The organism is Flavobacterium palustre, from assembly GCF_014639535.1.
GTDB classification, from domain to species: domain Bacteria; phylum Bacteroidota; class Bacteroidia; order Flavobacteriales; family Flavobacteriaceae; genus Flavobacterium; species Flavobacterium palustre.
On record NZ_BMGA01000009.1, the window covers coordinates 130,574 to 153,983 of the forward strand.

General features: G+C 34.3%; 21 protein-coding genes. 8 read left to right on the forward strand and 13 right to left on the reverse strand.

Features of this window, described 5'->3' with window-relative positions:
* Window positions 1–33: 33 nt before the first annotated feature.
* Both IEV84_RS15020 and IEV84_RS15025 read left to right on the forward strand, forming a co-directional pair.
* Window positions 34–798, forward strand: a complete 765-nt coding sequence (locus tag IEV84_RS15020; RefSeq protein WP_188495384.1) for an MBL fold metallo-hydrolase — start codon at window positions 34–36, stop codon at window positions 796–798.
* Window positions 799–808: 10 nt separating this feature from the next.
* Complete coding sequence (locus IEV84_RS15025) at window positions 809–1,309, forward strand: hypothetical protein (RefSeq protein WP_188495386.1); 501 nt, start codon at window positions 809–811, stop codon at window positions 1,307–1,309.
* A gap of 158 nt (window positions 1,310–1,467) precedes the next feature.
* On the opposite strand, the gene IEV84_RS15030 is transcribed toward IEV84_RS15025, so the two are convergent.
* From IEV84_RS15030 to IEV84_RS15055, 6 genes are all read right to left on the reverse strand, one after another.
* Window positions 1,468–2,421 (reverse strand): transketolase family protein, encoded by a 954-nt coding sequence (locus tag IEV84_RS15030; RefSeq protein WP_066325169.1) that lies wholly within the window; start codon window positions 2,419–2,421, stop codon window positions 1,468–1,470.
* 63 nt (window positions 2,422–2,484) lie between these two features.
* Entirely contained in the window at window positions 2,485–3,339 is an 855-nt protein-coding gene (locus tag IEV84_RS15035; RefSeq protein WP_188495388.1) for a transketolase, read from the reverse strand.
* Window positions 3,340–3,814: 475 nt separating this feature from the next.
* Window positions 3,815–5,332 (reverse strand): flotillin family protein, encoded by a 1,518-nt coding sequence (locus IEV84_RS15040; RefSeq protein WP_188495390.1) that lies wholly within the window; start codon window positions 5,330–5,332, stop codon window positions 3,815–3,817.
* A 9-nt stretch (window positions 5,333–5,341) separates the two neighbouring features.
* Entirely contained in the window at window positions 5,342–5,911 is a 570-nt protein-coding gene (locus IEV84_RS15045) for an NfeD family protein (protein ID WP_188495392.1), read from the reverse strand.
* Window positions 5,912–6,007: 96 nt separating this feature from the next.
* A complete protein-coding gene (locus IEV84_RS15050; protein ID WP_188495394.1) occupies window positions 6,008–6,565 on the reverse strand; it encodes an RBBP9/YdeN family alpha/beta hydrolase in 558 nt (185 codons plus the stop codon).
* Between the two features lie 159 nt (window positions 6,566–6,724).
* Complete coding sequence (locus tag IEV84_RS15055) at window positions 6,725–8,287, reverse strand: protein adenylyltransferase SelO (RefSeq protein ID WP_188495395.1); 1,563 nt, start codon at window positions 8,285–8,287, stop codon at window positions 6,725–6,727.
* Window positions 8,288–8,715: 428 nt separating this feature from the next.
* Between IEV84_RS15055 and tgt the strand changes: the two genes are divergently transcribed.
* The 6 genes from tgt to IEV84_RS15085 all read left to right on the forward strand — a co-directional run bounded on the left by tgt (window position 8,716) and on the right by IEV84_RS15085 (window position 16,051).
* Window positions 8,716–9,846, forward strand: coding sequence for a tRNA guanosine(34) transglycosylase Tgt (gene tgt / locus IEV84_RS15060; protein ID WP_188495397.1), 1,131 nt, complete (start codon window positions 8,716–8,718; stop codon window positions 9,844–9,846).
* Window positions 9,847–9,938: 92 nt separating this feature from the next.
* Entirely contained in the window at window positions 9,939–11,027 is a 1,089-nt protein-coding gene (locus IEV84_RS15065) for an LptF/LptG family permease (RefSeq protein ID WP_188495399.1), read from the forward strand.
* Window positions 11,014–11,895, forward strand: a complete 882-nt coding sequence (locus tag IEV84_RS15070) for a DMT family transporter (RefSeq protein WP_188495401.1) — start codon at window positions 11,014–11,016, stop codon at window positions 11,893–11,895. The genes IEV84_RS15065 and IEV84_RS15070 overlap by 14 nt, the downstream gene beginning before the upstream one ends.
* Window positions 11,896–12,113: 218 nt before the next feature.
* Window positions 12,114–13,067, forward strand: a complete 954-nt coding sequence (locus tag IEV84_RS15075; protein ID WP_188495403.1) for an acetyl-CoA carboxylase carboxyltransferase subunit alpha — start codon at window positions 12,114–12,116, stop codon at window positions 13,065–13,067.
* Window positions 13,068–13,209: 142 nt separating this feature from the next.
* Window positions 13,210–14,754, forward strand: a complete 1,545-nt coding sequence (gene dnaB / locus IEV84_RS15080) for a replicative DNA helicase (RefSeq protein ID WP_188495405.1) — start codon at window positions 13,210–13,212, stop codon at window positions 14,752–14,754.
* Window positions 14,755–14,788: 34 nt separating this feature from the next.
* Window positions 14,789–16,051, forward strand: coding sequence for an asparagine synthetase B (locus tag IEV84_RS15085; protein WP_188495407.1), 1,263 nt, complete (start codon window positions 14,789–14,791; stop codon window positions 16,049–16,051).
* Window positions 16,052–16,055: 4 nt separating this feature from the next.
* Here IEV84_RS15085 and IEV84_RS15090 read toward each other — a convergent pair whose 3' ends face one another.
* The 7 genes from IEV84_RS15090 to thrS all read right to left on the reverse strand — a co-directional run bounded on the left by IEV84_RS15090 (window position 16,056) and on the right by thrS (window position 22,544).
* Window positions 16,056–16,460, reverse strand: a complete 405-nt coding sequence (locus tag IEV84_RS15090; protein ID WP_188495409.1) for a hypothetical protein — start codon at window positions 16,458–16,460, stop codon at window positions 16,056–16,058.
* Between the two features lie 155 nt (window positions 16,461–16,615).
* On the reverse strand, window positions 16,616–17,287 hold the full coding sequence (locus IEV84_RS15095) for a response regulator transcription factor (protein ID WP_188495411.1): 672 nt from the start codon (window positions 17,285–17,287) through the stop codon (window positions 16,616–16,618).
* A 10-nt stretch (window positions 17,288–17,297) separates the two neighbouring features.
* Entirely contained in the window at window positions 17,298–19,031 is a 1,734-nt protein-coding gene (locus IEV84_RS15100) for a tetratricopeptide repeat-containing sensor histidine kinase (protein WP_188495413.1), read from the reverse strand.
* A 173-nt stretch (window positions 19,032–19,204) separates the two neighbouring features.
* Window positions 19,205–19,549: a 50S ribosomal protein L20 gene (gene rplT / locus IEV84_RS15105; RefSeq protein WP_035658458.1), complete on the reverse strand. Its 345-nt coding sequence runs from the start codon at window positions 19,547–19,549 to the stop codon at window positions 19,205–19,207.
* A 172-nt stretch (window positions 19,550–19,721) separates the two neighbouring features.
* Window positions 19,722–19,919: a 50S ribosomal protein L35 gene (rpmI, locus tag IEV84_RS15110; RefSeq protein ID WP_007810722.1), complete on the reverse strand. Its 198-nt coding sequence runs from the start codon at window positions 19,917–19,919 to the stop codon at window positions 19,722–19,724.
* A 104-nt stretch (window positions 19,920–20,023) separates the two neighbouring features.
* Window positions 20,024–20,581, reverse strand: a complete 558-nt coding sequence (infC, locus tag IEV84_RS15115; protein ID WP_373282925.1) for a translation initiation factor IF-3 — start codon at window positions 20,579–20,581, stop codon at window positions 20,024–20,026.
* Between the two features lie 16 nt (window positions 20,582–20,597).
* Window positions 20,598–22,544 carry a threonine--tRNA ligase gene (gene thrS / locus IEV84_RS15120; RefSeq protein WP_188495414.1) on the reverse strand — a complete coding sequence of 649 codons (1,947 nt, stop codon included), beginning with the start codon at window positions 22,542–22,544 and terminating at the stop codon, window positions 20,598–20,600.
* Between the last annotated feature and the right edge of the window lie 866 nt (window positions 22,545–23,410).

The following is a 23,410-nucleotide window of genomic DNA, read 5'->3' on the forward strand; positions in this document are numbered from 1 at the left end:
GAAATAATCCTATTTTTGTGAAAAAAATAAGATTTGAAGGTATATTTTTTAGGCACAGGTACTTCTCAGGGAATTCCGGTTATAGGAAGTGAACATCCTGTATGTAAAAGTTTGGACAGTAAGGATAAAAGACTGCGTGTTTCAGTGTTAATTCGTTGGGATGATTATTCGTTTGTAATTGATTGTGGCCCTGATTTTAGACAACAAATGCTGACTTCAAATTGTCATAAAGTAGATGGGATTGTTTTTACTCACGAGCATGCGGATCATACAGCCGGTTTGGATGATATCAGACCTTTTAATTTCCGACAAGGGGAAATGCCTATTTATGCCCATCAGCGTGTTATAGAAAACATGAAAATGCGTTTCGATTATGTTTTTGAAACAGTCAATAAATATCCGGGTGCACCCTCAGTAAAGATAATTGAAGTAGAAAATAACAAATCTTTTGCCATTGGCAATAAATTAGCTATTCCGGTTAATGTCTCACATGGAGGTCTTCAGGTTTTTGGGTATCGTATAGATGATTTTGCTTATTTGACCGATGTAAAGACCATTGAGGAGGATGAAATTGAAAAATTGAAAAATCTGAAAGTTCTGGTTGTAAATGCTTTGCGCGAAGAACCCCATTTTTCGCATTTTAATTTAGAAGAAGCTTTGGAATTTATTGCTCTGGTAAAACCCGAAAAAGCATATTTAACACACATAAGTCATGTGATGGGATTTCATGAAGAAGTGCAACAAAAACTTCCTGAAAATGTATTCCTTGCCTACGATAATTTAGAAATCACACTATAATAATTTTACAATGAAAAAATCATTTCTGCTCTACGCTTTTATTTTATTGGTATTGATTAATGTTTTTACCTATTCTTTTTTAAGTAATGAAGTGAAGTTTGAACAAAACAGATACGAAAAAACAACAAAAAAGTTGAGAGACAGCCTAACATTGATGACTACTCAACTAAGCGATGCTAATTATTTTTCATTAGAAAAAAATGAAAATGCGCAGAATTATTTTGATTCGGCTGTAGCCAATAAAACAATAGCTTACGAAAAACTAATTCCTGTAATAAAAGAAAAATTGATGGATTTGAATGCGAATCCAAAAGGAAATCCTTATACAGGGCAGGATCAGATAGGAGCAAATAAGTTTGTAATTAATAAAGTAAAAGTTCTAAATCACCGTTGGATTATTGCTGATTACAGTGATGGTAAAATGTGGGGTGAGGTCTTGTTGAAATATTTTGTAAATGAAGACGAAAGTGTTTCTTTTGAAGTGATGCAGTCTTTGCTTTATGCTCAATAATTTTTTAAACATATAAGTCATGTAAGCTTGAGTCAAAAACTGATATTCTTATATGTTAAAAAAAAAGAAATTATTTCATTTCGATTAATGAAGATATTATAAAACAAAAAATCCCGTCTCTTACGAAACGGGATTTTTAATATATTTCAGAAATTGAATTATTTTCTTTTGATAACTCTTTCTACAGCTTCAACAATCGCCTGATTGTTTAATTTGTATTTTTCCATCAATTGCTCAGGAGTTCCAGACTCACCAAAACTATCTTTAACTGCAACAAATTCTTGTGGAGTAGGATTGTTTAAAGCTAATACACCTGCAATGCTTTCCCCAAGACCACCAAGGTAGTTGTGCTCTTCAGCAGTAACGATACATTTAGTTTTAGCTACAGATTTCAAAATAGCTTCTTCGTCTAATGGTTTAATCGTGTGGATGTTGATTACTTCAGCAGAAATTCCTTTTTCTTCTAATTTCTCAGCAGCAATTAAAGCTTCCCAAACTAAGTGACCTGTAGCTACGATAGTTACATCAGTTCCTTCGTTTAACATGATAGCTTTTCCAATTACGAAAGGTTCGTCAGCAGGAGTAAAGTTAGGTACAACCGGACGTCCAAAACGCAAGTAAGCAGGACCATGGTGATCAGCAAGCGCGATAGTAGCCGCTTTTGTTTGGTTGTGGTCACAAGTGTTGATAACTGTCATTCCCGGTAACATTTTCATCAAACCGATATCTTCAAGGATTTGGTGTGTAGCTCCGTCTTCTCCTAAAGTTAATCCGGCGTGAGAAGCACAGATTTTTACGTTTTTATCAGAGTAAGCAACTGATTGACGAATTTGGTCATAAACTCTTCCTGTAGAGAAGTTAGCGAAAGTTCCTGTGAAAGGAATTTTTCCACCAATAGTTAAACCTGCAGCAATCCCAATCATGTTTGCCTCAGCAATTCCGATTTGGAAAAAACGCTCCGGGTGGTTTTTCTTGAAATCATCAAATTTTAATGATCCAATTAAATCCGCACAAAGTGCTACTACATTTTCATTTTTCTGACCTAGTTCAGTCATTCCCACTCCAAAACCTGAACGGGTATCTTTACTTCCTGTATTTATATATTTTTTCATTTCTTAATTTAGATTTTTGCAAGTATCCTAACTGAATACTAATTACTGAATACTGAACAATTATTAATAATCTGAATTGCCTCCAGTGTTATAATTTTGTCCTAAAGCATTTTCAAGTTGTGCATCATTTGGTGCTTTACCATGCCAAGCATGACTGTACATCATATAATCTACACCGTTACCCATTTCAGTATGCAATAATACACAAACCGGTTTTCCTTTTCCTGTTCTTGCTTTTGCTTCAGCCATTCCTCCAATGATAGCTTCAACATCATTTCCTTTAGTGATTTCAACCACTTCCCAGTCAAAAGCTTCAAATTTAGCACGAAGACTTCCCATTGCTAAAACTTCGTCAGTTGTTCCGTCGATTTGTTTTCCGTTAAGGTCAACAGTTGCAATTAAGTTGTCAACAGCTTTTGCAGAAGCATACATGATAGCTTCCCAGTTTTGACCTTCCTGTAACTCACCATCACCGTGAAGTGTATAAACGATATGTTTGTCGTTGTTTAATTTTTTAGCTTGTGCAGCTCCAATTGCTACTGATAATCCCTGACCAAGAGAACCAGATGCAATACGTACTCCCGGTAAGTTATCGTGAGTAGTTGGGTGTCCTTGTAGTCTTGAATTTAACAAACGGAAAGTTGCTAATTCAGAAACAGGGAAATAGCCACTACGTGCTAAAACGCTATAGAATACAGGAGAGATGTGACCGTTTGATAAGAAGAATAAATCTTCTCCAACTCCGTCCATGTCCCAACCTTCTTTGCGGTCCATTATATTTTGATACAAGGCTACCAAAAATTCGGTACAACCTAGAGAACCTCCCGGGTGACCTGAATTAACAGCGTGTACCATTCGAAGGATGTCTCTTCTTACTTGGATAATTAAATCGTTTAATTGTTGAGTGTTAGGTTTCATTTTGATCGTAAAAGTTAAACTGCTGCAAATGTAATTTTTATTTTCCCGTAAGACAAATGATTTTCGGAATTGTTTGGTAGTAATTGCAACCAATGATTATTGTTCTAAGTACACTTTTGATTCTATTTTAAACAAAGTAGATGGTTTTATAAATGTAAATTACACACTAATTGTTTTGATCGAATACATTTAGAGTCATTGCTATTATTGATTTGATTAAATCTGAAGGTTAAATTGATATCCTTTAAAATTTTAAGTGTTTTTGTTTTTTTGTAATTCATTTTCAGAATTATTTTTAAGAGGTGATTTTTTTTAGAAAAAGATATTTCGTAACAATTTTGTTGCAGATTGTTGTAAAACAACTTTTTGCTGGTTTGTTATCAAACGTTGTAGTGCAATAGCAGAAGCAAAAAAAGCCCTGAATGAGGGCTTTTTTGGGGTAGTAAACGTCTTAAATTTGAAAAATAAAGCGATTTTATTCTTCGTTTTCATTAGTTGTTTGATGATTTGAAATAGGGGCGTCAGGTTGATTTTCTCCTTTTAAATAATTTGGTAAATTAAGTCCTGCCATGTTAAATAAATCATTTAATGGAGGAACTGTTTTCATCATTCCGGATACAAAATTAGCGGTTGAGCCATTTCCATCGGTATTGTTTCCTGAATCCCAAACCGTGATTTTATCAATTTTAATATTTTTAACGGCTTCCACTTGTGTTTTTACTAATTCAGGTAATTTTTCAATTAATAATAGTTGGAAGGCCTGACTCGGATCACCACCTGCTGCTTCCACTACTTGTTTGTAACCTTCGGCTTGTTTGGTTAATATTTCGTAAAGTCCTTTTGCTTCTGCTTCCATTTTTGCATATATAGCATCCGCTTCTCCTTTAGCATTTTCTCTGATTCTTTCAGCATCTGCTTGGGCTTCGATAATAGCACGTTGTTTGGCAATTTCGGCAGGAATAACAACGTTGGCAATTTGAGTAGAACGTTCTCTTTCTGAACGTGCTGTTTCTGCTTTTTGTTCTGCAATATAGGATTCTTCTAAAGCTTTTGCTTGTTGTACTTTTTCAGCAGCTATTGCAATACGCAAGGATTCTGCTTCTTTTTCTCTACGCAAAGCTTCCGAATTAGCAATGGCAATTTTAGCTTCGTTTTCTCCCTGAATCGCAATTGCATTCGCTTCAGAAGTTTTTACTCTGGTATCTCTTTCTGCTTCGGCTTTTCCAATTGCTTCGTCTTTTGTGGCTGATGCAATACTAATTTCACGGTCTTTTTGTGTGATAGCAATTTTTACATCTCTGTCTCGGTGAGTTTCGGCAATTTGAGTATCTTTTTCTCTGTCTGCCAAAGCTTTCCCGGTTTCACCAATTTTTTCTTGTTCGGCAACAGAAATTTTAGCTTCGTTGATGGCTTTTGCGGCAGCTTCTTTTCCTAAAGCTTCGATATATCCTGATTCGTCTTTGATGTCGGTTACGTTTACGTTGATTAGTTTTAAACCAATTTTACGCAATTCGCTATCTACGTTTTTAGAGATATTATCTAAAAATTTATCTCTGTCTGAGTTAATTTCTTCAATAGTCATCGTAGCGATTACCAAACGCAACTGACCAAATAAAATATCTTTAGCCAATTCCTGGATTTGTTCGGAAGTTAATCCTAATAATCTTTCTGCAGCAGTATTCATGCTTTCTATTTCGGTCGAAATAGCAATCGTAAAACGACATGGAACATCCACACGAATATTTTGTCTACTCAACGCATTAGTCAAATTTGCCTCAATAGATAAAGGTTTTAAGTCCAAAAAAGCATAATCCTGAATTACGGGCCAAATAAAAGAGCCACCACCGTGAACACATTTTGCAGAAGTTCCTCCTGTTCTTCCATAGATTACTAATATTTTGTCTGAAGGACATCTTTTGTATCTTGAAATTAAGGCTGAGATACTTACAAAAAAGACAATTGCGGCTACTACAATAATAATTACTGGTGTCATGGATTGGGTTTAAATGGGTTGTACGATGATGATATTGTTGTTTTCTATTTTTACGACTTTTACAACGCTACCGGAATTAATTTTTTCAGCATGTTCGGTCATGGCTTCCAGTTCATGAAAAGCTCCATTGATACTAATCATAATTTTCCCTTTTCCAGTTTTATTTTCAGGAATTGTTAAATAAACTTCAGCGGATTTGTTTAGTGTGTTCTGAATTTTAAAAGAATTGTCTTCTTCCAGTTTTTGAACTTGTTTGATAATGATAAAAAACAAATACACAAACAGGCAGCCAACTACTACCGAAATTATAATTAATAAAGTAGGATTGTTAATTGTATTGTAGAATGAGATTCCTGTCCAGCTAAAACCTAATAAAAAATTGATAAGATTTCTTAATGAGAATAACTGGAAAGTGGTGTCGCCGCTTTCAAGATTGCTGTCAAAATCGGCTTGAAGTCCATCTGATGAATCGACACCTAAAAAAGTCATTATTGCCTGTACAGTAAAAATCAGTGTAGTAGGAATGGCAATGTACCAAAATGTTTTGAGTAAAGGTTCGAGGTTTTCTAATATTTCCATACGTATAACTTTAAAAGGATATTTTTTACAAGTTATACAAACATAATGAAATTAGATTCTAAATCACAAGAAAAGTCTGTAGTTTTTTACAGCGACTTATTTTTTGTTTTTAGTAATAAGTTGTAGCAAAGTTTGTAATATTTCCTGTCCTTCTTCCCAAAGTCCTAATTGGGAAGCCAAGTTGAGGTGTCCCTTTGGCCCTACATTGTAGAATTGACTTCCCCATTTTTGGGCTAAAAATTCAGCTCTTTCAACCGAAATATATGGATCATTAGAACTGGTAATTACGATAGAAGGATAGTTTAATTTTGATAATGGAATAGGAGCAAAGTTCCAGGTTTCTTCCGGAGTATGTTCAGCCGATTCTACATCTGCGGGAGCTACGAGTAAAGCACCAATAATTTTTTCGGTATCATTTTGTTGTGACCAATGTGCTATCAATGAAACCGCCAGACTATGCGCCACAATAACGATAGGAGTTTCAATAGATTTTATTGTAGTGTCTAAGTTTTTTAACCAATTTTGTAATTGTGGTTGGTTCCAGTTATCCTGAACTACTTTCGTTGCATTTGGAAAATGTTGTAACCAATTGTCCTGCCAATGTCCTGCGGTTGAATCGCCTAATCCGGGAACTATTAATAAGGTATGTTGCATGTTTTATTTCTTTGTGAGAATGTTACAAATGTATGTAATTATATGGATTTAATAGGATATGATGATTTGAAATTTGATAAAACCAAAAGAAACTTTTTGAAAGGTTACTTTTGTTTGGAGTATTCTTTAAAATCAAAGAAATAAAAATATCGGAATAACCTAAGAGCTACACGAAAGCATAGAACATCCTACTTTATTTCTGGCCCAGTCGGGGCGTTTAGCAAACCATTTTTCCATATTTTCCTGTTCAGAGTATGGATTTTTAAGCAAATTGAAAAGTTCGTCAATTAAATTATATTCTCCTTTGTCGGCAGCATCAATGGCCAGTTGCGCCATATAATTACGGAGTACATATTTGGGATTGATGGCGTTCATTTTTTCAGCACGATCAGCATCTGTCTCCTTTTCTAATTGCAATCTTTGGCTGTAATTTTCAAACCATTTTTCCCAGGCTTCAATTAATTCAAGCGATTGTTCGTTTGTGTTGTAGAAAGCATCTTGTATGGTTTTGAATCCGGATTCCACATTTCCTTTTGTAAAACGACTTAGATTTCTAAAGAAAATAGTCATATCAGTTTCAGTCAAATGCAGATTGTTTTCTAATTCCTGGATGAGTTTTTGATCGTTTTCATTTTCGGAGAAAAGCCCAATTTTAGAACGCATCATGTTTAGGTATTTACTTTCGAAAGCAGTTCCAAAATCGGCTAAAACAGCTTCCAGACCTTCAGTTTCTCTAATTAATGGATATAAGGCATTAGCCAATTGGTACAAATTCCAAAGCACAATATTGGGTTGGTTTCCATAGCGGTAGCGTTTGTGTTGGGAATCGGTGGTGTTAGGAGTCCAATCATAATCATAGCCTTCGAGCCAGCCATAAGGACCGTAATCAATCGTTAATCCCAGGATTGACATGTTATCGGTATTCATAACCCCATGAACAAAACCCACACGTTGCCAATGAATGACCATTTCAAGGCTGTTTTCGGCTACTTTTCTAAAAAATTGAAGATATGTTTCTTTCGAAGGTGCTCCTAATTCAGTATAAAAATGTTTAATTGTATAATCAACTAAGGTTTTGAGTGTTGGAACATCATTGCGGACTGCCAGAATTTGATAGTTTCCAAAACGCAAAAAGCTGGGTGCTATTCGGCTTACAATGGCTCCTTTTTCGTAAGCAGGATTTCCGTTGTACAACATGTCTCTTAAAACGGGATCACCTGATAAAGCGAGTGATAAAGCGCGGGTAGTAGGAACGCCAAGATGAAACATGGCTTCGCTGCATAAATATTCGCGAATGGAAGAACGTAAAACAGCCAGTCCGTCGGCAGTCCTGGAATAAGGTGTTTTTCCGGAGCCTTTGAGTTGGATAGCCCAACGCTGGTTATTATGAACGATTTCTGTTAAATTTATCGCGCGGCCATCGCCCAGTTGTCCTGCCCAGTTGCCAAATTGGTGTCCGCCATAACACATGGCATAAGGCTGGGTATTGGTCAAAACTTCGTTTCCTGTAAACACATTTTTGAATTCTTCTGTTTGCGAATCGTCTTTGGATAATCCTAAGTTTTCGAGCATTTCCGGCGAAACATGAAGTATTTGAGGGTTAGCAGTTTTTGTAGGAGTTACAAATGAAAAACAAGCATTTTCAACCTGTCTGACGTAGTTTGCTGTAATTGGGTCGGCTGGTAATTCTTTGTTGAAAGTATCCTGAATGTTGAGTTTCATCGTTTTTTTGAAGTATAATCATTGGTAATACAAAGTTACGAATATTAAAACCACTTTAAATCTTAAACTTTACCATTAAGAAATTAAGGGAATTTATATTAATGATTCTTAATTTTTTAATGGTTTGTGCAAAAATCAGCCACGAATTCACTAATTTTTTAATATTATCAAATTTTAAATGGAATTGCACAAATAGAATTCGTATCGAATACCATGCTGTTATTAATTGTCAGGTTAAAAATAAGTTTAGCGAAGAATTTGTGTAATTACAAACGGTTAGTAATTTGTGTTTATTGGTGTAATTCGTGGTGGGAACTTTTAAAAAGGAGGGCTCTTATTTTGCTGTTAAAAGATGTAGCTTTTTTCTAAATTAAACTATCTTTGCGCTCCCGAATAGTCGGGAGAACAATTGGGAGAAAAACCTTAGTATGAAGTTTGATTTATTACAAAAAGACCCACTTTCTAAAGCCAGAGCGGGAAGTATTACCACTGATCACGGTGTGATTGAAACGCCAATTTTTATGCCGGTAGGTACCGTTGCCTCGGTAAAAGGGGTGCATCAAAGAGAGTTAAGAGAAGAAATTAATCCTGATATTATTCTTGGAAATACCTATCATTTGTATTTGCGTCCGCAAACTAAAATTTTAGAAGCAGCGGGTGGTTTGCATAAATTCATGAATTGGGATCGTAATATTTTGACTGATTCAGGAGGTTATCAGGTATATTCGCTTTCGAATAGCCGAAAAATTAAGGAAGAAGGAGTGAAGTTCAAATCGCATATTGATGGATCGTACCATACTTTTACTCCGGAAAATGTAATGGAAATTCAACGTACTATCGGAGCTGATATTATTATGGCTTTTGACGAATGTACACCTTATCCTTGTGATTATAATTATGCCAAGCGTTCGATGCACATGACGCACCGTTGGTTGGATCGTTGTATCAATCATTTGGATAAAGTACCGGTGAAATATGGTTACAACCAGGCATTTTTTCCAATTGTTCAGGGAAGTACTTATAAAGATTTGCGACGTCAGTCGGCTGAATATATTGCTAATTCCGGTCAGGTAGGAAATGCTATTGGAGGGCTTTCAGTTGGAGAACCAGCTGAAGAAATGTATGCGATGACCGAGGTGGTTACCGAAATTTTGCCGGAAGATAAACCGAGATATTTGATGGGAGTAGGAACTCCAATTAATATTTTGGAAAATATTGCCTTAGGGATTGATATGTTTGATTGTGTGATGCCAACCCGTAATGCCCGAAACGGAATGTTGTTTACGGCTAACGGTACCATAAATATCAAGAATAAAAAATGGGAAGCTGATTTTTCGCCAATTGACGAAATGGGAATCACCTTTGTGGATACAGAATATTCGAAGGCGTATTTACGTCATCTTTTTGCTGCCAATGAATATCTTGGAAAACAAATTGCTACGATTCATAATTTAGGTTTTTATATGTGGCTGGTTCGTGAGGCCAGAAAGCATATTTTAGCCGGCGATTTCAGACCATGGAAAGAAATGATGGTGAAAAATATGAGTCAACGGTTGTAAAAAAAGATGGAACTTAGAAGTTAATATTTTGAAGCTAAAAACTTCCAGTTCCCGACTTCTAACTGCCGACTTCTAACTTCTAACCTTAAAGTATGTTAACAATACTAGATAAATACATTCTGAAAAGATATTTAGCCACTTTTGTGACTATGTTGCTGATGTTTATTCCTATCGGGATTATCATTGACGTTTCGGAAAAGATTAATAAAATGATTGAAAACAAAGTTCCATTTATGGACGTTGTTGTCTATTATTGTAATTTTACTATCTATTTTGCCAATGCTTTATTTCCGATATTTTTATTTTTATCGATTATTTGGTTTACTTCAAAATTGGCTAATAATACTGAGATTATAGCGATATTGAGTTCAGGGATTTCATTTACCCGTTTTTTAAGACCATTTATTATTGGTGCGACCATCGTTTCTGTTGGAGTTTTATTAATGGGATTTTATGTAGTTCCAAAAGCTAGTGAAGGATTCAATAATTTCCGTTACATGTACCTGAGATCGGGTGGTAGGGAACAAATGGTTGGCGACAATACTGATGTTTACCGTCAACTGAACAACAAAGAATTTCTGTATGTGAGTAATTTTAATAGCTCTTCTAAGATGGCTTTTAACTTTGTTTTAGAGAAATTTGAAAAAGAAAAAATGGTTTCTAAAATTACTGCCAGCAGGATTAAATGGAATGAAAAAGACAGTACTTATACTTTATACGATTATACCCAAAGAACAGTAGGAGCGTTAGGGGATAAAATCGAAGTTTTACCTGAAAAAAACATGAAGTTTAAGTTTGAATTGGAAGATTTAACTCCTGTTGTTTATATAGCAGAAACCCTGAGGTTGGGCGAATTGATTGATTTTATTGACAAGGAAAAGACTAGAGGTTCTTCTAATATCAAGGTTTATTTGGTTGTTTTGTATAAGAAATTCAGTGTTCCGATTTCGGCATTTATCCTTACCATTATTGCTGTTGCAGTTTCTTCAATGAAAAGGCGAGGAGGAATGGGAATGAATTTGACTATAGGAATTGCTGTGGCTTTTGGTTTTGTGTTTTTCGATAAAATTTTTGGGGTTTTGGCAGAGAAATCTACTTTTCCTCCTATGTTAGCAGTTTGGTTTTCAAATATTATTTTTGGAATTCTGGCTGTATATTTACTGCGTAATGCCAAACGATAGACTTAAAAGTTATCTCAATCTTCACCTCATAGTATTTATTTGGGGGTTTACTGCCATTCTTGGTGCTTTGATTACCATGGATGCCGATGTTATTGTTTGGTATCGAATGCTTTTGGCATCTTTGTTTTTAGGTTCCTATATATTCTTTTCAAAGAAATCATTTCAAATAGCATGGGACGCATTACTAAAGTTGACTTTGGTAGGTTTGCTGATAGCACTGCACTGGATTTTCTTTTTTCATGCTATTCATGTTTCAAATGTATCGATTACCTTGTCGGTATTTTCATTGGGAGCTTTTTTAGCTTCGTTGTTGGAACCGTTGTTTTATGGGCGAAAAATACTTTGGTACGAAGTTTTTTTTGGTTTGATAATTATTGCTGCATTGTCTGTAATCATGCAGGTTGAAATGGCTTATTTTGAAGGTATGTTGTTTGCTTTGATTTCGATTACTCTGGGTGTTTTATTTACTTTGTTTAATGGTAAATTAATTCAAAAGCACGATTCAGCGGTGATTACATTTTATGAATTTCTGGCAGGAATATTTTTTATTAGCGGCTATTTTATATGGGAAAATAAATTTACGGTCGCTTTTTTTGATGTCTCTTTTAATAATTGGGTACTGTTATTGGTTTTGTCCAGTGTTTGTACGGCTTATGCTTTTACAGCATCGGTAAAGGTAATGAAGCAATTAAGTCCTTATACGGTAATGCTAACGACTAATTTAGAGCCTGTTTACGGAATTGTTTTAGCTTATTTTATTATTGGTGAAAAAGAAAAAATGAGTGTTTTGTTTTATGCAGGTGCAGTTATTATTATCGTGACGGTTATATTAAATGGCATTTTAAAGCATCGAAGAAGATTAAAATAAATTGCGAATTCATTATAGCGGAATTGGTTGTGATTAAAAAAGGACTCTTTGTTTTTTGTATTGAAAATCAGTTGATAGAGACTTGAATAAGGCGTTTTTAAAACAGTATAAATCCGGAATTTAGGTAGGCTAACTCACTAAAATAAAAAATAAGCGGGTGTAAATGATTTAATATTTTATATTTGCACTTCCAAATAAAATAATAACGCACAAATCCTATGGAATATTTAGATTTTGAGCTTCCCATTAAAGAACTTGAAGATCAGTTAGAAAAATGTCAGGTTATCGGGCAAGAATCAGATGTTGATGTTACTGCTACATGCAATCAAATCAATGATAAACTGATTGAAACTAAGAAAAATATCTATGAAAACCTTACTGCCTGGCAACGTGTGCAATTATCAAGGCATCCAAGCAGACCTTATACTCTGGACCACGTTAGAGGACTTTGTGGAGATACGTTTTTAGAACTTCATGGCGACAGAGGATTTAAAGATGACAAAGCCATGATAGGCGGTTTAGGAAAAATAGGAGGTCAGTCTTTTATGATTATTGGTCAGCAAAAAGGCTATAATACTAAAACACGTCAGTACAGAAACTTTGGGATGGCAAATCCGGAAGGTTACCGCAAAGCTTTGCGATTGATGAAAATGGCTGAAAAGTTTGGAATTCCTGTAGTTACTTTAATCGATACTCCGGGAGCTTATCCTGGTTTAGAAGCTGAAGAGCGCGGACAAGGTGAAGCTATTGCCAGAAATATTTATGAAATGGTTTTGCTTAAGGTGCCTATTATTACCATCATCGTTGGTGAAGGTGCTTCTGGTGGAGCTTTAGGAATTGGGGTTGGAGATCGCGTATACATGCTTGAAAATACTTGGTATTCTGTAATTTCTCCTGAATCATGTTCTTCTATTTTATGGAAAAGCTGGGAATATAAAGAAAAAGCAGCTGAGGCATTAAAATTGACTTCTGCTGATATGAAAAAACAGGAATTAATAGATGATATTATACCTGAACCATTAGGAGGAGCTCATTATGACAGAGAGACCACTTTCAAGACAGTTGAACAATATATTTTAAAAGGATTCAACGAATTGAAAGATTTATCAACAGCAGATTTAATTGCTCAAAGAATGGATAAATACACAAAAATGGGTGAATTTAAAGAATAATGAACCTATTTTTAAGAATATAAATCCGAAGCCTTGCTGTTTCGGATTTTTTTTTGGTTATAAACAAAATTAGTTGAGTTATAAACATATTGGTGTAATAACTAAACACTGTTTTTTTTTAAATTTATGTTACTTTCGTGCTATGGAAAATTTTAAGAATGTCAAGCCTGTAAAGGTGGATAAAACTACAATCATAAATCTGGAAAAAGGAAAATTGCCTCCTCAGGCTGTTGATCTTGAGGAAGCAGTACTTGGTGCAATGATGATTGATAAAAAAGGAGTTGACGATGTAATTGATATTCTTCAGTCAGACGCATTCTATAAAGAATCACATAAGCATATTTTTGAAGCTATTGTTCAGTTGTTTACTGAAACACAACCTATCGACTTGTTGACGGTTTCTGCGCAATTAAGAAAGAACGGAAAATTAGAGTTGGCAGGAGGTGATTTTTATTTAATTCAGCTAACCCAAAAAATATCGTCTTCGGCTCATATTGAGTTTCACTCCAGAATTATTCTTCAAAAATTCATTCAACGCAGTTTGATTCGTATTTCATCTGAAATTATTGAAGATTCTTATGATGAAACTACAGACGTATTTGATTTGTTAGACAGAGCCGAATCCAAACTTTACGAAGTTACTCAGGGAAATATTAAACGTAGTTCGGAAACAGCACAAAGTTTAGTATTACAAGCCAAAAAGAAAATTGAAGAAATTAGTAAAAAAGAAGGATTAAGTGGTGTTGAAACCGGTTTTACTAATCTGGATAAATTGACTTCTGGTTGGCAGCCAAGTGATTTAATTATTATCGCGGCACGTCCGGCGATGGGAAAAACAGCATTTGTATTGTCGATGGCAAGAAATATGGCAATTGATTATGGTCATGGAGTAGCTGTATTTTCGCTGGAGATGGCATCTGTACAGTTAATTACCCGTTTGATTTCATCTGAAACCGGATTATCCTCAGAAAAATTACGTACCGGAAAATTAGAACCTCACGAATGGACAATGCTAAGTACTAAAGTAAAAGATTTGGAAAAAGCACCATTGTTTATTGATGATACGCCTTCGCTTTCCATTTTTGATTTACGTGCTAAAGCCAGACGTCTGGCCTCTCAACATGGTATCAAGATTATCATTATCGATTATTTGCAGTTGATGACTGCTGGTGGAAATCAAAAAGGAGGAGGAAATCGTGAGCAGGAGATTTCGACTATTTCCCGAAACTTAAAAGCTTTGGCTAAAGAATTAAATGTCCCTGTAATTGCACTTTCACAGTTATCGCGTGCCGTTGAAACACGTGGTTCCAGTAAGCGACCTTTGCTTTCTGACCTTCGTGAATCGGGAGCGATTGAGCAGGATGCCGATATTGTATCGTTTTTATACCGTCCTGAATATTATAAAATTGAAGAATGGGATGATGATGAAGCAGCTCCAACAGCAGGTCAGGCCGAAATTATGATTGCCAAACACCGTAATGGTGGAATTGAAAACGTTCGTTTAAAATTCTTAGGACACTTAGGAAAGTTCGATAATTTAGATGATTACAGCGGAGGTTATGATGACGATTTGCCTTCGTCAATGAATCAGGATGACAATTCATTTATTACTAAAAATTTACCATCTCCTCATGAAGCTTTTGGAAGTAATTTGAATGACGACGACGACGACGATATGCCGTTTTAAGATAAAAGCGCTATATTTGAAATAAAACAGTCCAATGCTTTTTAGAAAAATAGTCTTACTGAGTATTATCTTAATTTCTTTTTCAGTAAAAGCTTCTTATATTTTGTTGCCAATGGATGAAACTTCCCAACAAAATCACTTAAAAGCTTACGGAATTACCTATTGGTGTTTAGAAAAAAAGTATAAGGCGAGTTGGTTATTGAATTATCGTGGCGGTTCTTTTTTATTACCTGATGCTACAGAAATCCGAAAAGAATGCCAGATTAGAGGCGTAAGTTTTGAAGTGATTTCAGATAATGAACAGCAGTCAATTTTAAACGAGATTGCTAGTCCGTCGCAAAACATGGAAAACGTAATTCTCGAAAAAGCGCCTAAAATTGCTGTTTATACTCCTAAAGGCAAACAACCCTGGGACGATGCTGTGACTTTGGTTTTGACCTATGCTGAAATCCCCTTTACCCCAATTTATGATGAAGAAGTTTTAAGCGACCAATTAGTTCTCTATGATTGGTTGCATTTGCATCACGAAGATTTTACCGGACAATATGGTAAATTTTATGGTTCTTATCGAAATGTACCCTGGTATATCGAACAGAAAAAAGAGTCTGAAAATCTTGCTGCCAAATTAGGATATTCTAAAGTTTCTCAGGAAAAGGCGGCTGTAGCCAAAAAAATCAGGGATTTTGTTATAGGAGGCGGATTTATGTTTGCCATGTGTTCGGCAACGGATAGTTTTGATATTGCTTTGTCAGCTGATGGAGTTGATATTTGCGAATCGATGTTTGACGGTGATCCAAGTGAAGCTAATTACCAATCTAAACTTAATTATGCAAATTCATTTGCGTTTAAAGATTTTGTTTTAGAAAGAAGTCCGGAGAAATATGAGTTTTCAGATATTGATATGACTGAAAAAAGAATCGTTCCTATGGAAAAAGATTATTTTACTCTTATGGAATTTTCGGCTAAATGGGATCCGATTCCTAGTATGCTTTGCCAAAATCACACCCAACTTATCAAAGGATTTATGGGACAAACCACTGCTTTTGATGCTGATTTGATTAAATCCAGTGTGCTGAATTTAGGGAAATGTGAACTAAATGGTGAAGTTCGATACATTCATGGTCAAAAAGGCAAAGGAATGTTTAGTTTTTATGGAGGTCATGATCCTGAAGATTACCAACATAAAGTAGGGGACTCGCCAACAGTTTTAGATTTACATCCTAATTCTCCCGGATATCGCTTGATTTTGAACAATGTTCTGTTTCCTGCTGCAAGAAAGAAGCAACAAAAAACTTAAAATATTATTCATCATCTAGTTTTAATCGGTATTGAAATCCATTTATATCGGTTGCAATTATTTTGTCGGAATAGATATTTTCGCTGACAATTTCAATTTCTGTAATTTCATCTTCTTTCTTTATAACACCAATCCCGATTTCTGATTCAAGATTAATAACTCCTTTGACATTTTTACCGCTATCATCTTTACCTGTAATGCGATGATTATATTTTTTATTGTTTGTTTCTGAATAATAATAAAATTGTTCCTTAGTTGTTGAATTAATCTTTTTGTAAGAATTTTTTTTTAAGTTATCTACTGAAGAAATACTTTCTTTCTTAAGATTTATTTCTTCCTTTGAGCATGATGTTGAAGTGATTAATAACCCAATATAAACAAGTTTTAAAAAACTATTTATGGTTTGCATAGTTTATTCCTTTATTTGACCCAATTGATTTTTTGAAAGAATGAATCCAAATTTAGAACAAATAAAGATAATTTTTTTACGGGAAACCGTAAAAAGTGTCTTTTTACTGGATGTTATAAGGTATTGATTGCTAGGTTGTAGTATTCGATTTGTTTTTATATTAAACCTAAATCCTTTGTGATGGCTATCAGATGTACATTGTTGTTTGCTTTGAAGTAGATTTTAAGTTTGTTTATTCGCTTTTCTATACTGCTATTGCTGTTGGGCTGAATTTCTGAATTTTTAAATTGGTCAGCAATTTCATTTATCATAAATCCATTAGATAATAGTTTCAATAATTCAATATCATAAGATTCTATTTCTATGATTGCATTTTTGCCTGTTGTGCTTATAGCAGTTTGCGGTAGCAGTATTCGTGTTTTGTTATTGTAAATTTCCTGTATGGCATTTTTTAATTCCTGAATGCTGTTTCTGCCTTTAATAACATAAGCGTTAATTTCTAAATTGTCAAAAAGTGAATTTATTTTAAAAGATTTATCTTCAATAGAAAATACAATTGTTTTGATTTTGGGTTGGATTTTTTTTACTGCTTTAATAAGATCTTCGCCATTTTTAAGTTTGTTTTCCCGATGATCTTCTTTAAAAGATAAATCGCTTATTAATAATTCAAATGGTTCTTTTTCCAGCTGGGCTTTTTTGATTTTTAGAAGAGCATCATCACAATATTTGACACAATGAATATTGGTAATGGATAGTTTTTCTAAGGTTTGTTTAATAGTTTCTATGATAGAATCTAAATCTTCAACAATTAATACTTTTTTAAACATAAGTTTGAGATTATATTGGAATTATTATGCTTGTTTTAACTCCTTTATTCTGATTTTCTTCAAAAGTAATACTGCCATTTATAGAAACAATTCTGTTTTCAATGTTTTGAAGGCCGTTTTTTTTAATTTGTTTTTCAAAATTGATTCCTATACCATTGTCGTAATAGTTTAATATGAGGCTATTTTCCTGTTTTTTGAAAGAAATAAGGACTAATGAACTTTGGCTGTGTTTTTTCATGTTTACCATTAGTTCCTGTATCACCCGATACATTGTTATTTTTTTTAATTCACTAATGCTTTTCCAATCGATTTCTTCTAAACCATTAATGAGGATATTTACTGTTTTGCTGTTAAAACTCGAAATCATTTCTTTCAGATTTTCTGTATAAAGAGATCCGGTTTCAATGAAATTGTTTTCTCTTGAAATATTTCGGGTTGTAGTGTAAATGCTGTCTAAGTTTTCTAATAATTTTTCTGAAACATTCGGAGAAGATAAATCCTGTGTTTCAGCAAAATTGATGGTTTGGTAGATTTCATTGGCTAATTCGTCATGTAGTTTTTTTGCAATTCTAATTTCAGTTTGATAGGCTGTTTGTAGTTTTTCCTTCTTGTTTTTCTCGATTAGATAATAGTAAATAAAACTAAAAATGATTAGTATGAGTATTATTGTAAAAGCAATTATGATGTTTTTGTTTTTTTCTAATTCCTGTTGTAGTTCTTTTTCTGCTTTGAGTTTGAGGTTTTCTTCTTTTTCTTTTTTTGAATCGTATTTCAATTTAGCAAAATAGTTTTTTGCTTTTTGTCTGACTTTAGTAATGCTATCGTTGAGATTGATATAATTAAGAGAATATTTTTTTAATTCTTCTCCGGTGCTGTTTTTTATTAGAAAGTTCAAGGCTAGTAAGCGATCGTCAGGATTGTTGTATTGTGTTCCTTTTTTATAAAGTAATTTAGCGAAATTGATGGCTTTTGTTTTGTCTTTTTTTAGATAATAATGATATAAAGAATAATAGTTTGTGGTTAAATCATAGTCATCATCAGCTGTTGAATCCATATTGTAATTCATTTTTAATGATTGATTTAGATAAATAATTGCTTTAGGATTACCAGTTTTAAAATAACAGAAGCCTAAATCATTTAAAATGCCAGCATAATAATATTTGTTTTGTTTTGCGTTTTTGTCGCTTAATAGGGGCTCTAATATTTTAATAGCTTTTTTAAATTGTTTTTTTTGTTTGTAAATATTACCAATGTTAATAATACTTATTAGTTTACGTTTTTTAGGTACTTTGAATGATAGTGCTTTTTTATAATAAAATAGAGCTTCATTATAATTTGACTGGCATGTATAGTTGTAGCCTAACATAGTGTAGAATTTGTATTTATATCGTTCGCTTTTTTCTTTTTCAACATTAGATAAAGTTTCTACAATGGAACTTTCAGCACCAGAATAATCTCCCTGAAGTTGTTGAGATGTTATCAAAATAAACATGGTAGTTGTGTATTTTTCTAAATCTTTTTCAGGGTTAATTATGAGTTTAATTTTAGTAGCGTAATAGAACGCACTGTCGTATTTAGAATTATCGTAGAATTGATTTGCAAGTTTGAAATATTTATCAACTTGTTGGGGCTTATACGTAGATCCTTCGGCAGTCTTTTTTTTCTTCTCACAAGAGAGCAAAGAGGTTGCTAAAATGGCTATTACTAAAATTGTTAATTTGGAATAAAATCTATGGAAATTCATCTTAAGGAAATCATACAACTAAAATACTAATTTTCTTAATAATAACTGCGTTGTTGATGAAAATAATATAGCCTAATTTGGAAGGAAAGTAAGGTAGGGGGATAAAAAAAACCTCATTCGTCTGAATGAGGTTTTATATAAGTAAGTAATCCTAAATTGAGTTGATAAAACGTTTATTTTACTTTGTTAAGTACAGCTTTGAAAGCTTCTGGGTGGTTCATAGCTAAATCAGCAAGAACTTTTCTGTTCAATTCGATTCCGTTAGCTTTTACTTTGCCCATGAATTGTGAATAAGACATTCCTTCTAATCTGGCTCCAGCGTTGATACGTTGAATCCATAAAGCACGGAAGTTTCTTTTGTTTTGCTTTCTGTCACGGTAAGCATAAAGCATTGCTTTTTCTACCGCGTTTTTAGCAACTGTCCAAACGTTTTTACGACGACCAAAGAAACCTTTGGCTTGTTTCATTATTTTTTTTCTTCTTGCTCTTTTAGCAACTGAATTTACCGATCTTGGCATAATTTTTACTTTTATTTTTGTAGCAGGCGACCCGAATTTAATCAAGGGTACTTATTGGCCATACTCCAAGGTTATTAAATTGTTTTAACCTATAAGAATAAAAAGTTAGAGGTTAGAAGTTAGAGATTAGGAGTTTTAATACTCATATCAAATAACTTTTAACGAATAACAATTATATAATTCTTAATTGTTGTTTGATGCTTTTCATATCTGTAGAGTGAACTAGCGCTGAGTGAGTCAAAGCTAATTTACGTTTTTTAGATTTTTTAGTCAAGATATGACTTTTAAAAGCATGCTTTCTTTTAATCTTTCCAGAACCAGTAACTTTAAAACGTTTCTTGGCGCTAGATTTGGTTTTCATTTTAGGCATTTTTTCCTAGTGTTTTTAATTTATTCTTACTTACTTATCTTTTAGTTTTCAGTCACAGTTTTCAATTTACAGTCTGAAAACTGAAAACTGCAACTGTCAACTGCTTACTTCTTTTTCTTAGGAGCAATGAACATAATCATTCTCTTTCCTTCAAGAACCGGCATCGCTTCAACTTTACCAAATTCTTCTAAATCCTGAGCTAGTCTTAATAATAAGATTTGTCCCTGATCTTTATAAATGATAGAACGTCCTTTGAAGAATACAAAAGCTTTTAATTTCGATCCTTCTTTCAAGAATTTCTCAGCATTCTTTCTTTTAAATTCATAATCATGCTCATCAGTTTGAGGTCCGAAGCGGATTTCCTTAACTACAATTTGAGCCGATTTGGCTTTCAATTCCTTTTCACGTTTTTTCTGTTCGTAAAGGAACTTTTTGTAGTCCATAATTTTACAAACAGGTGGTTCGGCATTAGGGGAAATCTCTACCAAATCCAATTCCAATTCGTCTGCCTTACGCAAGGCTTCCGAAATTTTATAAATGCCAGTTTCTATGTTTTCTCCTACAAGTCGTACTTCTTGTAGACCACGAATATTATTGTTGATTCTGTGGGCATCTTTTTTTTCTACGCGAGGTTGAAAACCTCTGTTGCTTCTTATTGCTATGGCTTTAAAATTTAAGTTAAACTGTAAATACTTTTAATGTTTTGTTTATTTCATCGTTTACAATCGAAGCAAATTCTTCTATTGTAACGCTAATATTTCCTTTTCCTTCCTGACCCTGACGACGGATAGAAATTGTTCCGTTTTTCTCTTCTTCCTCACCAACAATCAGCATAAACGGGATTTTTTGCAATTCAGCATCCCTAATTTTCTTGCCAATTGTTTCGTTTCGGTTGTCAATTAGCCCGCGAATTTCGTGATTTTCTAGCAATTCTAAAACTTTTTTAGCATAATTTTCATATTTCTCGCTCAAAGACAAGATAATAGCTTGTTCCGGCATAAGCCAAAGAGGGAAATTTCCTGCTGTATGCTCCAGTAAAATAGCTATAAATCGCTCCATAGATCCAAAAGGAGCTCTGTGGATCATTACTGGTCGGTGTAATTCGTTGTCAGAACCTTTATAGGTTAAATCAAAACGCTCTGGTAGGTTGTAATCTACCTGGATAGTTCCTAGTTGCCATTGTCTTCCAAGGGCATCCTTTACCATGAAATCTAATTTCGGTCCGTAGAATGCAGCTTCGCCATATTCAACAACAGTATTTAATCCTTTGTCACGGGCAGCGTTAATGATTGCATTTTCTGCTTTTTCCCAGTTTTCATCTGTACCTATGTATTTTTCTCTGTTTTTCTGGTCTCTCAAAGAAATTTGGGCAGTAAAGTTTTCAAAACCTAATGAACCAAAAACATATAATACAAGATCAATTACTTTTTTGAATTCCTCGTCTAATTGTTCCGGAGTACAGAAGATGTGTGCGTCATCCTGAGTAAATCCTCTTACACGAGTCAATCCGTGTAACTCACCAGATTGTTCATATCTATATACAGTACCAAATTCAGCGTAGCGTTTAGGCAGGTCTTTATATGACCAAGGTCTTGTGTTGTAGATTTCACAGTGGTGAGGGCAGTTCATTGGTTTTAACAAAAACTCTTCTCCTTCAGCGGGAGTGTTTATTGGTTGGAAACTGTCTGCTCCATATTTAGCATAGTGACCAGAAGTTACATATAGTTCTTTTTGACCAATATGTGGGGTTACTACTTGTTCGTACCCGGCTTTTTTCTGAGCTCTTTTTAGGAATTGTTCAAGTCTGTCTCTTAATGCAGCTCCTTTAGGTAGCCATAATGGTAAACCTTGACCAACTTTTTGTGAAAAAGCAAATAATTCCAGTTCTTTACCAAGCTTTCTGTGGTCGCGACGTTTTGCTTCCTCTAATAAAGCTAAATATTCGGTAAGATCTTTTTGTTTAGGGAATGAAGTTCCATAAACACGAGTCAACTGCTTGTTTTTTTCATCACCACGCCAGTAAGCGCCTGCAACACTCATCACCTTCATGGCTTTGATGAGTCCTGTGTTTGGGATATGTCCTCCACGACATAAGTCGGTAAAGGTATCGTGATCGCAAAACGTGATTGTTCCGTCTTCAAGATTCGAAATCAATTCAGTTTTGTAAACATTGTCTTTGTATAGTTCTAATGCTTCTGCTTTAGAAACAGGGCGTAGTTTAAATTCGTGTTTTCCTCTTGAGATTTCAAGTACACGGTCTTCAATTTTCTTGAAATCAGCTTCAGTGATTTTTTGATCTTCAAAATCCACGTCGTAATAGAAGCCGTTTGCAATCGCTGGCCCAAGAGTTAATTTGATCCCAGGGTACATTTCTTCTAAAACTTGTGCCATGACGTGAGAAGTCGAATGCCAGAAGGCTTTTTTTCCATCGGCATCATTCCAGGTATATAATGTAAGACTGCCGTCCGTGGTCAAAGGAGTTACTGTTTCTACGGTTGTACCATTGAAAGAAGCTGAAATTACATTTCTTGCAAATCCTTCGCTAATGCTTTTAGCAACATCCATCGGAGTTACGCCTGGCGCAAACTCTCTAACTGACCCATCGGGCAAAGTAATCTTAATCATTGTTAGTTTAATTTTGAGAATGCAAATATATAGTATTCGAAAAATACATACAATATATATTATAGTATGTTTCCGGTAATTCAATCTATACATATATAGGTGTGGTTTTTTTGGAGCTCTTTCCTGCTTTTCGCTGTAGCTCCTGCGCTGAACACCGGTGCAGGAGGCTGTTGCTGCTATCAGGGCTAGGTGATTGGGGTTGAAACAACTTTTTGTTCTCTAAATTTTAGAAAAACCCTTCGCGAATCTCTGTGTTTTCTTAGTGAACCTTTGCGAAAAAGCCTCAAAGCGCAGCCTTCGTCCGTCTGAAATCCTACAAAGGTTAAAAAAGTCAAAAAATAAGTTTCACGTTTTCAGTTGATTAAAAAATAAATAAAAAATAGTTACGAAAAGCTATTGTCAAAACGAATAAAGGTTCTACTTTTGCACCCGCAACAACGCAGACGTTCTTTAAAATACTGACAGACTAATAAATCAAATTCGAAATTTAATTTCAAAAAAAAGGTTTAAAAAAGTTTGTGAGATTTAAAAACAGATGTTACATTTGCACCCCGCAAACGAGCGACGTTCCTTGAAAAGCTGATGAGAAAACCGAAGAAAACAGAAAAGAAATTTTTCTAAAAAAAACTTTAAAAAAAGCTTGTCAGAAAGAAAAGAAGTTGTACTTTTGCACCCGCTTCGAGAAACACACCACGGTGTGAAAAACGAAGCGAAAAAATAAGAAGAACACGTTCCTAGACATATTGAATTGACAGCCGTTTCGATGCAAATCGGAACAAATAAAATAAGAGTAATAGAATCGATAGATTAGAATAAAACCACTAGAACTTCAGTCAAATACAAATAGTCCGCCACGGCGGACAAAC

What these genes read in the sequence shown, in the direction of transcription:
- IEV84_RS15025 (WP_188495386.1), top strand. Translation starts at nt 809, where the DNA reads ATGAAAAAATCATTTCTGCTCTACGCTTTTATTTTATTGGTATTGATT.
- IEV84_RS15030 (WP_066325169.1), bottom strand. Translation starts at nt 2,421, where the DNA reads ATGAAAAAATATATAAATACAGGAAGTAAAGATACCCGTTCAGGTTTT.
- IEV84_RS15035 (WP_188495388.1), bottom strand. Translation starts at nt 3,339, where the DNA reads ATGAAACCTAACACTCAACAATTAAACGATTTAATTATCCAAGTAAGA.
- IEV84_RS15040 (WP_188495390.1), bottom strand. Translation starts at nt 5,332, where the DNA reads ATGACACCAGTAATTATTATTGTAGTAGCCGCAATTGTCTTTTTTGTA.
- IEV84_RS15045 (WP_188495392.1), bottom strand. Translation starts at nt 5,911, where the DNA reads ATGGAAATATTAGAAAACCTCGAACCTTTACTCAAAACATTTTGGTAC.
- IEV84_RS15050 (WP_188495394.1), bottom strand. Translation starts at nt 6,565, where the DNA reads ATGCAACATACCTTATTAATAGTTCCCGGATTAGGCGATTCAACCGCA.
- IEV84_RS15055 (WP_188495395.1), bottom strand. Translation starts at nt 8,287, where the DNA reads ATGAAACTCAACATTCAGGATACTTTCAACAAAGAATTACCAGCCGAC.
- tgt (WP_188495397.1), top strand. Translation starts at nt 8,716, where the DNA reads ATGAAGTTTGATTTATTACAAAAAGACCCACTTTCTAAAGCCAGAGCG.
- IEV84_RS15065 (WP_188495399.1), top strand. Translation starts at nt 9,939, where the DNA reads ATGTTAACAATACTAGATAAATACATTCTGAAAAGATATTTAGCCACT.
- IEV84_RS15070 (WP_188495401.1), top strand. Translation starts at nt 11,014, where the DNA reads ATGCCAAACGATAGACTTAAAAGTTATCTCAATCTTCACCTCATAGTA.
- IEV84_RS15075 (WP_188495403.1), top strand. Translation starts at nt 12,114, where the DNA reads ATGGAATATTTAGATTTTGAGCTTCCCATTAAAGAACTTGAAGATCAG.
- dnaB (WP_188495405.1), top strand. Translation starts at nt 13,210, where the DNA reads ATGGAAAATTTTAAGAATGTCAAGCCTGTAAAGGTGGATAAAACTACA.
- IEV84_RS15085 (WP_188495407.1), top strand. Translation starts at nt 14,789, where the DNA reads ATGCTTTTTAGAAAAATAGTCTTACTGAGTATTATCTTAATTTCTTTT.
- IEV84_RS15090 (WP_188495409.1), bottom strand. Translation starts at nt 16,460, where the DNA reads ATGCAAACCATAAATAGTTTTTTAAAACTTGTTTATATTGGGTTATTA.
- IEV84_RS15095 (WP_188495411.1), bottom strand. Translation starts at nt 17,287, where the DNA reads ATGTTTAAAAAAGTATTAATTGTTGAAGATTTAGATTCTATCATAGAA.
- IEV84_RS15100 (WP_188495413.1), bottom strand. Translation starts at nt 19,031, where the DNA reads ATGAATTTCCATAGATTTTATTCCAAATTAACAATTTTAGTAATAGCC.
- rplT (WP_035658458.1), bottom strand. Translation starts at nt 19,549, where the DNA reads ATGCCAAGATCGGTAAATTCAGTTGCTAAAAGAGCAAGAAGAAAAAAA.
- rpmI (WP_007810722.1), bottom strand. Translation starts at nt 19,919, where the DNA reads ATGCCTAAAATGAAAACCAAATCTAGCGCCAAGAAACGTTTTAAAGTT.
- thrS (WP_188495414.1), bottom strand. Translation starts at nt 22,544, where the DNA reads ATGATTAAGATTACTTTGCCCGATGGGTCAGTTAGAGAGTTTGCGCCA.